The following is a 9,294-nucleotide window of genomic DNA, read 5'->3' as shown; positions in this document are numbered from 1 at the left end:
ACTTTTCCCATTCACATTTACTTCGTAATTCATTTTTCGCATTTCTTCATCTGTAATCTTTCCAGATAATTTATTCAATGTTTTTTCAAGCTCAGGATATTTCTGTAACGTCTCTTTTCTTAATAATGGCGCTCCTTGATAAGGCGGGAATAGTCCTTTATCATCTTTTAGCACTTTAAGTCCATATTGCTCAAGTTCACTATCTGTTGAATATGCATCGATTACGTTAACATCCCCCGATTGAATTGCGCTATAGCGTAGTTTCGGTTCCATCGTTTTAACATTTAAAAACTTATAGTTATATAATTTTTGCATACCTTTATAACCATCTTCACGATCAGCAAATTCTAATGTAAATCCTACCTTAGCTTCCTGTGCAATATTTCCTAAATCAGAAATTGTATTTATATTATTTTGATCTGCTATTTTTTTCGGCATAGCTAGTGCGTATGTATTGTTATACTCCATTGGCTTTAACATAACCATATTATATTTCTTTTCCATTCCCATACGCGCTTGTTCATATACTTCATCACGATTTGTACTTTTCGGTTCTTCTTTCACGAAAGTAGATAAAGCTGTTCCTGAAAATTCTGGGTATATATCTACTTCACCTGATTTTAACGCTTCAAATACAAATGCTGTTTTCCCAAGGCCTGGTTTTAATTCTACTTGTAAATCTGTATCCTGTTCAATAAGTTGCTTGTACATTTGAATTAAAATTTCTGGTTCAGATCCAAGTTTTCCAGCGATAACTATATCTTTCTTTTGTGTATTCCAAAGAAATGGCGAAGCGATCATTACGACAACTATACATATCGTTAATATAACGCGCTTATATGAGCGTTTGGGCCTCTCAAGCATGCGAAGTACTATATCAAAGAATAAAGCGAGTAACGCAGCTGGTACGGCCCCTAAAATGATAAGCGCATGATCATTCCGATCGATACCGAGTAGTATGAGCTTACCGAGTCCACCAGCGCCTATTAAAGCAGCTAATGTAGCCGTTCCAACAATTAATACCATCGCTGTCCGAATACCAGCCATAATAATTGGCAATGCGAGAGGAAGCTCTACCTTCCATAATCTTCTCCAGCTATTCATTCCCATAGCTCTCGCCGCTTCTATAAGTGATTCATCTAATTCCCGTATTCCTGTATAAGTATTTCGCAAAATAGGTAATAGTGCATACACAACTAATGCGATAATGGCTGGAAGTTTTCCGATTCCTACTAATGGAATTAAAAGTCCAAGTAATGCAAGTGATGGCACAGTCTGCATAACAGCAGAAGTCCCTATTATAAATTCAGCCATCCGTTCTTTTCTCGTTAATAGAATGCCAAGAGGCACCGCAATAATTACTGCAAAAAATAATGAAATAAGCGATATTTGTAAATGTTCACTTAATGCACTTAGCAATTCTACTTTTCGTTCTTGAAACGTTTGAATAAAATCAGTCACTGTTTAGCCTCTCTCCTTCATTTGTTCAACAATGTAATTGACAATATGACGACTTGTTAACGCTCCAACATATTGACCATTTTCTTCAACCGGCACTGACTCTTCAGTTTGTAAGCGGACTAGCGCTTCTTGTAAAGTCGAATGTAAAGATAGAGCCTTCCCTTCTACTCGTATACGATTGTCTAGCGGCAATACCGCTTCTATACTCTTCCCCTCATACCAAGGTCGTCCACGATTTCCAATGAACTCCTCTACAAACTCATTTTTCGGATTATGTATAATACCTTCTGGTGTATCTAATTGAACAACTTTCCCTTCTTTCATTACACAAATGCGATCACCAAGTGATAAAGCCTCTTGCATATCATGCGTTACAAATACTATCGTTTTTTGAATTTTTTTTTGCAATTGCACTATATCCTGCTGAAGTTGTTCCCTGCTTAATGGATCTAACGCACTAAATGGTTCATCCATAAGAACGATTTTCGGATTTGCAGCTAATGCCCTAACGACACCAACGCGCTGCTTCTGTCCTCCCGACAATTCATCTGGCATACGATCACGATATACATCTGGTTCTAATCCAACCATATGTAACAGTTCATCAACACGCGTTTTTATTTTCTCCTTACTCCACTTTCTCATTTCAGGGACAACTGCAATATTTTCAGCAATTGTCATATGTGGAAACAGCGCAATCTGCTGCAACACGTACCCTATATTCCAACGCAGTTCGTTTATGTTATATTCTTGAATATCTTTTCCATCGATTAAAATTGATCCTTCCGTCGTTTCAATTAAACGATTAATCATCTTCATTGTCGTTGTTTTCCCGCAACCACTCGGACCAATGAGAACAAAAAATTCTCCTTTTTTAATTTCTAAATGCAATGAATCCACTGCTTTTGTGCCATCTTCATACGCTTTTGACACATGATTAAATTGAATCACAGACACAACTCCTTTCATGTTGTTTCCTTTATTTTGATGGAATATAGAATTCATTTCAAATGATACGCTTTATTATACAAAAAAAGAGCTCTCATTTGAGCTCTAACGGTCGAACAATATCGTTTTCATAATTGCAGCATATTCACGCACATACGCTTTTTTCTTAGAACGACTCGGTGTTTCAGCAGCTAGTGCTTCCATCTTTATCCCTAAACGCTTTGCAATTATTTTCGTTCGATATAAATGATACGTATTACTTACAACTACCGCATGCTTTACATCATATAAATCCATACTAAACTTTAAATTTTCATACGTATTTGTAGAGCGGTCTTCAATTAAAATACGGTTCTCATCTATACCATGTACCATTAAATAGTTTCGCATACTGTGAGCTTCCGGTATATCTTCATCTTCCCCTTGACCACCTGAAACAATTACTTTCACCTCAGAGTGAGAATATAAATATTCTAGCGCCACATCCAAACGGTTTTGAAGAGATAAAGAAGGCCTATCTCCAAATAACTTTGCACCTAATATAAGAACGTATGGAGAGTGATTACTCAATTTTTCACGAGCAACTTTATTCATTCGAATCGTCATATAAATGATGTATAGCGGAGGTAGTAATAAGATTATAAGCAATATCCATTTGTTCATAAATAAGTTAACACTCCCTTTCTTTTTATTATATAGAAAAAGAAAAGGAGGCAGAAGTATTTTTTAAACAATTGATTTATTAGACACATTCGCTTTCATTTTACGTTTTGAAATTACATAATAAAAAGCAATCCCTAATGATAGGATCAATATAAAGCTTAGTACGTAAAACGGGATCATTACCCCAGCTTTAGATACGCCTGCCGTAAACAACATTAATAATACAATTCGAATTCCTGTACCAATTAGTCGAAATAAGCTGTCCACACGTCCCATTAATTCATTTGGGATTTCTTCCATCATCAATACATTTCTCGCCACTCTCGTTCCAGCATTTCCAATCGCATGAAAAATCGCAAGTCCATATAATAACATAATGGAAGGCTCAATAATCATTGCGGTAATTGAAATTACATAAATAAACATCGTCATAACGATTGAAACTTCTATTTTGACATATTTCATCATGATTGGAATACTTATTCCCGCAATAACAGCCCCTACACCATACATCATACCTTCTATCGCGTATACAGAGGCACTAGCTTTGAGTATATCTGAAATATAAACTGGGATTAAATAATTTGCCATCATAACACCGATAAACGGCATATAAGTGGCAAGTAAAAACCAAAAGAACTTAGGACGTTTTTTCATAAAATGAATACCTTCGAACAATTGCTTCTTAAATGTTACTTTCCGTTTTACTTCTTTTTTCTTTACATACGGTATACATAAGAAAAGAAAAAATGCTCCTGCAAAAGTTAACATATCTACTAACAAGATCCATTTCAAAGAAATGATCTCAATTAAAAAGCTAGCAGCTGCCCCTGAAATAACTTGCGTTAATTGTCCTTGTATTTCCATCGTGCCGCTTAAACTTTTATAATGCTCAGATTGAAATATTTCTTGGTTGAATGCAAAAATTGTAGGATAGAATAATAGATAATAGAAAGAACCCGCTATATAAATAATAATGTAATGAATAGAATTATATGATTGCCCAGAAAATCCCCAAATAGCCATCATTCCTATAATCGCTATCCCGATACCTTCGTTACATAACAACAAATATTTTCTTGAAAAACGATCTATACTTTGCCCAATAAATGGCGTTAATAAAAACATTATGAGAGTTGCAACGATAGAAACATAACCAAATGTCGTCTCTCCTCCACTTTCCCTAATCAATAGCCATGGAATCGTAATCATAACAATCCCAGAACCAATAGCAGATAAACTATTGGCTCCTAGAATGTAATACAAACGAGAATCATGATAAAGAGAGGACATATCACTCAACTCCTAATTGTTTTTTCACCTCTTTATATACGCTCATATATGCTTTTAATTCTTTAACTAAATCATGAATTAATGGTTTTGCATCTTCTCCAAGTTCACCATCTTGCACATGTAATCCATCAAGTACTACTTGTTTTGGGATTGCATTTGCGTAAACGCCTCTAGCGACAGTGCGCATACTATTTAATGCGTTTATTCCCCCTTTACCTCCTCCAGCAACTGCTAGCAATGCGACAGGTTTATGGATGAATTCACTGCTACTTAAGTAATCTAACGAATTTTTCAGCGCTCCGCTCATCGCATTATGATATTCTGGTGTACATAGTACTACACCGTCTGCAGCTTTCACTAAAGCTTTTAATTTTTTTACTGCCTCTAATTCACGTTGTGATTCTTCTCCATTATATATAGGCAATTCCGCTACTGCTAAATCGTATAACTCCCCTTCAAATTGATCTGCAATATATTTTGCCACCACGCGAGTTCTTCCAAACTTTCTTGGTGTACCATTAATTACGACTAGCTTCATAACCATTTCTCCCCTTTGTTTTAAAATTCTACCTTTATATTATCAGAAATTTCTATACAAAATACAGTAAAAAGAGGTAAAAGCTTTCATAAAATAGTATGAGAAATAAAAAAAAGAACTCATACTTTCGTATGAGTTTCACAAAACTAATTTTTCACAACCTCATGTCCACCGAATTGATTACGAAGAGCTGAGACAACTTTCCCATGGAATGTATCATCTTCTTGAGAACGGTAGCGCATAAATAATGACATTGCGATAACTGGTGCCGCTGCTTGTAGTTCAAGCGCAGTTTCAACAGTCCATTTCCCTTCTCCTGAAGAGTTCATTACCCCTTTAATACCCTCAAGTTTTGGATCATCTGCAAATGCCTTTTCAGTTAAGTCCATTAACCAACCACGGATAACCGATCCGTTTGCCCATACTTTTGCAACATCTTCATAATTGAAATCAAAATCACTTTTATCTAACACTTCAAATCCTTCAGCGATTGCTTGCATCATTCCATATTCAATACCGTTATGAACCATTTTTAAGAAATGACCACTTCCAACGCGGCCTGCATAAGAATAACCGTTTTCTACTGCTAAGTCTTTAAATAACGGTTCTAATTGATCATAGATTTCTTTTTCTCCACCAACCATTAAGCACGCACCATATCTAGCTCCTTCTACACCACCTGATGTACCGATATCTACGTAATGTAAGCCAAAGCTTTTCGCTTCTTCAGCACGGCGCAACGTATCCTTATAGAATGAATTTCCACCTTCAATAACGATATCGCCTTCCTCTAATAATGGATATACATCTTTTAGTACTGACTCAACAACTTCTCCTGCAGGTACCATTACCCAAATTGTACGAGGTGCTTCTAGTTCAGCGATCATTTCTTTTAATGTATGACGTGCAGTAATCCCTAGTTTTCCTGCCTTTTCAACAAGCTCATTATTTACATCGTATACAACTACTTCATGCTTGTCTTCATGTAAGTGTTCAGCTAACGGGAATCCCATTTTTCCTAATCCAATTAAACCTAGTTTCATATTAATCAATCTCCCATTCTATACAAATATATTTAATAACGAAATTAGTCCAAGTGCTACAACAGATAGTATTGTCTCCATTGCAGTCCATGTTAATAATGTTTCTTTCACAGTCATTCCGAAATACTCTTTAATCATCCAAAATCCAGAATCGTTCACATGTGATAATATTAATGACCCTGCTCCTGTTGCAAGTGCCAGTAACTCTACATTCACTCCTGGTGTACTTGCCGCAATCGGTGCCACTATTCCTGCTGCTGTCATCATGGAAACAGTAGCAGAGCCAGTCGCGATTCGAATAAGTGCAGCAATTCCCCACCCTAATAATATTGGTGAAATATGTGATTCTTTCGCCATCTCCGCAATTGTAGTTCCAATTCCAGAATCTAATAACACTTTATTAAAGGCGCCACCTGCACCGATAACTAACAGTATGTTTGCAATTGGGCCTAAACAATCATTTGTGACTTGTAAGACTTTGTCTTTAGAAAACCCTTTTGCATAGCCAAGACTAAAGAAAGAATATATCGTTGCAATTAATAATGCGACTATTGGATCTCCAATAAAGTGCAATACTTGTGCAAGTTGGCTTGTTTTATTTAATGCTACTTCCGCTATCGATGCACCTAGCATAAGAAATACTGGAAGTAAAATAGTAAACAATGTATTTCCGAAGCTAGGAAGTTCCTTCTTCTTATCTCTTTCAATAAATTGCTCCGCTATATCTAATGGTACTTCTTTATGTATACGAGCACCGATCCATTTCCCGTAAAGCGGACCTGCAATTATTGCAGTTGGAAGTCCGACAATTAATGCATATAAAATTGTCTTCCCTACATCTGCTTTAAATATACCTACCGCTGCCATAGCTGCTGGATGCGGTGGAACAAGTCCGTGTACAACCGAAAGACCTGCTACTAGCGGAATACCGATTGTAATAAGTGATACCCCTGTTTCTAACGCAATTGTAAATACTAACGGAATTAATAGTACAAATCCAACTTGGAAAAATACCGGAATCCCTACTATAAATGCAACGAACATCATTGCCCAGTGAACACGCTTTTTCCCAAAACGTCCAATTAATGTGTTAGCAATTCGTTCAGCACCGCCAGACTCAGCCATCATTTTTCCAAGCATTGTTCCTAAAGCTAAAACAATCGCCAAAAATCCTAACGTATTACCAAGACCTAATTTAATAGAATCGATAATCCCTGGATGTTGTGGTGAAGTTCCAATTAAGGGCATCCCCATTGCTAGCCCTACACCGATTGCTGTTAAAATTAACGCGACAAATGGATGCCATTTTACTACCGTAATTAGTAAAAGTAATATGACAACAGCCGCTAGTATGATCCCAACTACCATTTCTCCCAATCCCCCTATTGTTTACGTTGGAAAGCAGCTATACAATCAAATTCTTCTTTCAAACGATTGTAAAGTCGTTCATACATATAAAACATCTCTAAATATAAAGCCGTATTTTCTTTATTCGGTACATGGTGATGGACAATATCAATCCAATCCTTCACCTCTTCAAGCGAATCAATTTTCCCAATTGCATACAAAGCAAGTGCCGCTGCCCCAAGCGCAGATGCTTCATGACTTTCTGGAACAAGCAATTCTTTCCCCATCATGTCAGATAACATTTGTCTCCAAAATGCAGACTTTGCAAAGCCTCCTGAAACACGTATTTCAGAAAGTGGCCCCGTACAATCACGAATGGCAAGTGCAACTGAATACACACTCATACAAACTCCTTCCATGACAGCTCGTATGAAATGTTCACGTTTATGCTGAAGGTTTATACCGAAGAATGTACCACGAGCATTTGCATTCCAGTAGGGTGCACGTTCTCCAGATAAAAACGGTAAAAATAGCAATCCCTCTGCTCCAGCTGGTACACTTTCTGCATACTTAATTAATAAATCATAAGGATCAATCCCAAGCTTCCTTGCAACTTCTTGCTCTGGACTACCGAATTCATCACGTAGCCATCTTAATAAAATCCCGCCATTATTCGTCGGTCCACCGATTACCCAGTGCTCATCTGTTAATGCGTAACAAAAAGTTCTTCCTTTTTCATCTGTATTAACACTTGATGAAATTGTTCGAACTGCTCCACTTGTTCCAATCGTAATTGCAGCTGAGCCAGGTGATATTGCACCGACACCTACATTTGCAAGAACACCATCACTTGCACCAATAACAACTGGAGTATCCTCACTAATCCCCATCTTTCGTGCTAATTCCGGCTTCATTCCCGATAAAATATATGTAGTCGGTACAGGTGTTGATAATTGTTCTGGTGACATATTTAACATAGTTAAAACATCTTCATCCCAGTTTAATGTTTCTAAATTAAATAACCCAGTAGCAGATGCGATAGAATAATCAACTACATAGCGTGAGAACAATTGATAAATGACATACTCTTTAATAGAAATAAATTTGTGAGCAGTTCTGAATAAATCCGATTCTTCTTCTTTCATCCACAGTAACTTAGAAAGTGGTGACATCGGATGAATTGGTGTACCAGTTCTTCTATAAATGTCATGACCATTCATTTGTTGTAAAAGTTTTTCTGATTGTTTTGTGCTTCGATTATCTGCCCAAATGATAGAGCGCGTTAACGGCGCACCGTTTTCATCTACTGCAATTAAGGCATGCATTGCTGTACTAATCCCGATAGAAGAAATATCTTCCGGTAACACATTACTCTTCTCGATGGCAACGCTTACAGTTTTGTATACAGCAGCACATATTACATCAGGATCTTGCTCCGCCCATCCGACGTTCGGTTGAATGATTGGATAATCAATTGCATGTGAAGCAACGACTTTTCCCTTTTCAGTGAATACAACCGTCTTCGTACTAGTGGTACCGATGTCAATCCCGATTACTCTCCCCCTTGTTTCCATGCGAATCTTCCCTTCGTTTCTAGCAAAATGCGATCTAGTAAACCGTTTACATGAATTAGTATATAAAATATTTTTTCATAAATCAAGTTTTAGAAAGAAAATTTTTTTCATAACAAAAAAATAAACCCCTTCATTCCATTTCATTTACAAACTAAAATTAGCTTTTCCGTGCGGTAAAGTTGCATTATATTCGTTTCGCAGCACACTCTTTTCCTCTCATTAACAACACATACATAGTCCTTCCATACTTTCTACTCATTTGCATGAAAAAGGAGTTGAAAAGCAATTACCACCAATACGTAAATTTTGTGCATTTTGCTCTTTTTATTGCTTTAGGTTCACTAGTCCTTTTATCTTGATGGACATAGAGCACGGCTCCCTACTATCACTTTTTTACCTTGTAAATATATGTTCCATACTATAAAAT

8 protein-coding genes are annotated in these 9,294 nt (G+C 36.7%); all 8 read right to left on the bottom strand.

Features of this window, described 5'->3' with window-relative positions:
- Positions 1-1,461 (bottom strand): ABC transporter permease/substrate-binding protein (locus AB3X48_RS13620; RefSeq protein ID WP_367959677.1); only part of this gene is annotated, 1,461 nt, incomplete at its 3' end.
- Positions 1,462-1,464: 3 nt separating this feature from the next.
- Positions 1,465-2,412 (bottom strand): ABC transporter ATP-binding protein, encoded by a 948-nt coding sequence (locus tag AB3X48_RS13615; RefSeq protein WP_033711815.1) that lies wholly within the window; start codon positions 2,410-2,412, stop codon positions 1,465-1,467.
- Positions 2,413-2,514: 102 nt separating this feature from the next.
- On the bottom strand, positions 2,515-3,072 hold the full coding sequence (locus AB3X48_RS13610; RefSeq protein WP_016104751.1) for a YdcF family protein: 558 nt from the start codon (positions 3,070-3,072) through the stop codon (positions 2,515-2,517).
- 63 nt (positions 3,073-3,135) lie between these two features.
- Entirely contained in the window at positions 3,136-4,365 is a 1,230-nt protein-coding gene (locus tag AB3X48_RS13605; protein WP_088099033.1) for an MFS transporter, read from the bottom strand.
- A 1-nt stretch (position 4,366) separates the two neighbouring features.
- Positions 4,367-4,903, bottom strand: a complete 537-nt coding sequence (locus AB3X48_RS13600; protein WP_002119042.1) for an NADPH-dependent FMN reductase — start codon at positions 4,901-4,903, stop codon at positions 4,367-4,369.
- Between the two features lie 146 nt (positions 4,904-5,049).
- Positions 5,050-5,946, bottom strand: coding sequence for a phosphogluconate dehydrogenase (NAD(+)-dependent, decarboxylating) (gene gnd, locus AB3X48_RS13595; RefSeq protein WP_016104749.1), 897 nt, complete (start codon positions 5,944-5,946; stop codon positions 5,050-5,052).
- An 18-nt stretch (positions 5,947-5,964) separates the two neighbouring features.
- Complete coding sequence (locus tag AB3X48_RS13590; RefSeq protein ID WP_002157986.1) at positions 5,965-7,314, bottom strand: GntP family permease; 1,350 nt, start codon at positions 7,312-7,314, stop codon at positions 5,965-5,967.
- A gap of 14 nt (positions 7,315-7,328) precedes the next feature.
- On the bottom strand, positions 7,329-8,867 hold the full coding sequence (gene gntK / locus AB3X48_RS13585) for a gluconokinase (RefSeq protein WP_246907650.1): 1,539 nt from the start codon (positions 8,865-8,867) through the stop codon (positions 7,329-7,331).
- Positions 8,868-9,294: the final 427 nt, after the last annotated feature.

The organism is Bacillus sp. S4, from assembly GCF_040838205.1.
Lineage (GTDB): Bacteria > Bacillota > Bacilli > Bacillales > Bacillaceae_G > Bacillus_A > Bacillus_A cereus_U.
The sequence above is the reverse complement of the archived record's forward strand: the minus strand, read 5'-3'. Positions and strand labels throughout refer to the sequence as shown.

Bases quoted from the DNA above. Each gene is read 5' to 3' on its own strand.
- gnd (WP_016104749.1), bottom strand. From the start codon at position 5,946: ATGAAACTAGGTTTAATTGGATTAGGAAAAATGGGATTCCCGTTAGCT.
- AB3X48_RS13590 (WP_002157986.1), bottom strand. From the start codon at position 7,314: ATGGTAGTTGGGATCATACTAGCGGCTGTTGTCATATTACTTTTACTA.
- AB3X48_RS13610 (WP_016104751.1), bottom strand. From the start codon at position 3,072: ATGAACAAATGGATATTGCTTATAATCTTATTACTACCTCCGCTATAC.
- gntK (WP_246907650.1), bottom strand. From the start codon at position 8,867: ATGGAAACAAGGGGGAGAGTAATCGGGATTGACATCGGTACCACTAGT.
- AB3X48_RS13605 (WP_088099033.1), bottom strand. From the start codon at position 4,365: ATGTCCTCTCTTTATCATGATTCTCGTTTGTATTACATTCTAGGAGCC.
- AB3X48_RS13600 (WP_002119042.1), bottom strand. From the start codon at position 4,903: ATGAAGCTAGTCGTAATTAATGGTACACCAAGAAAGTTTGGAAGAACT.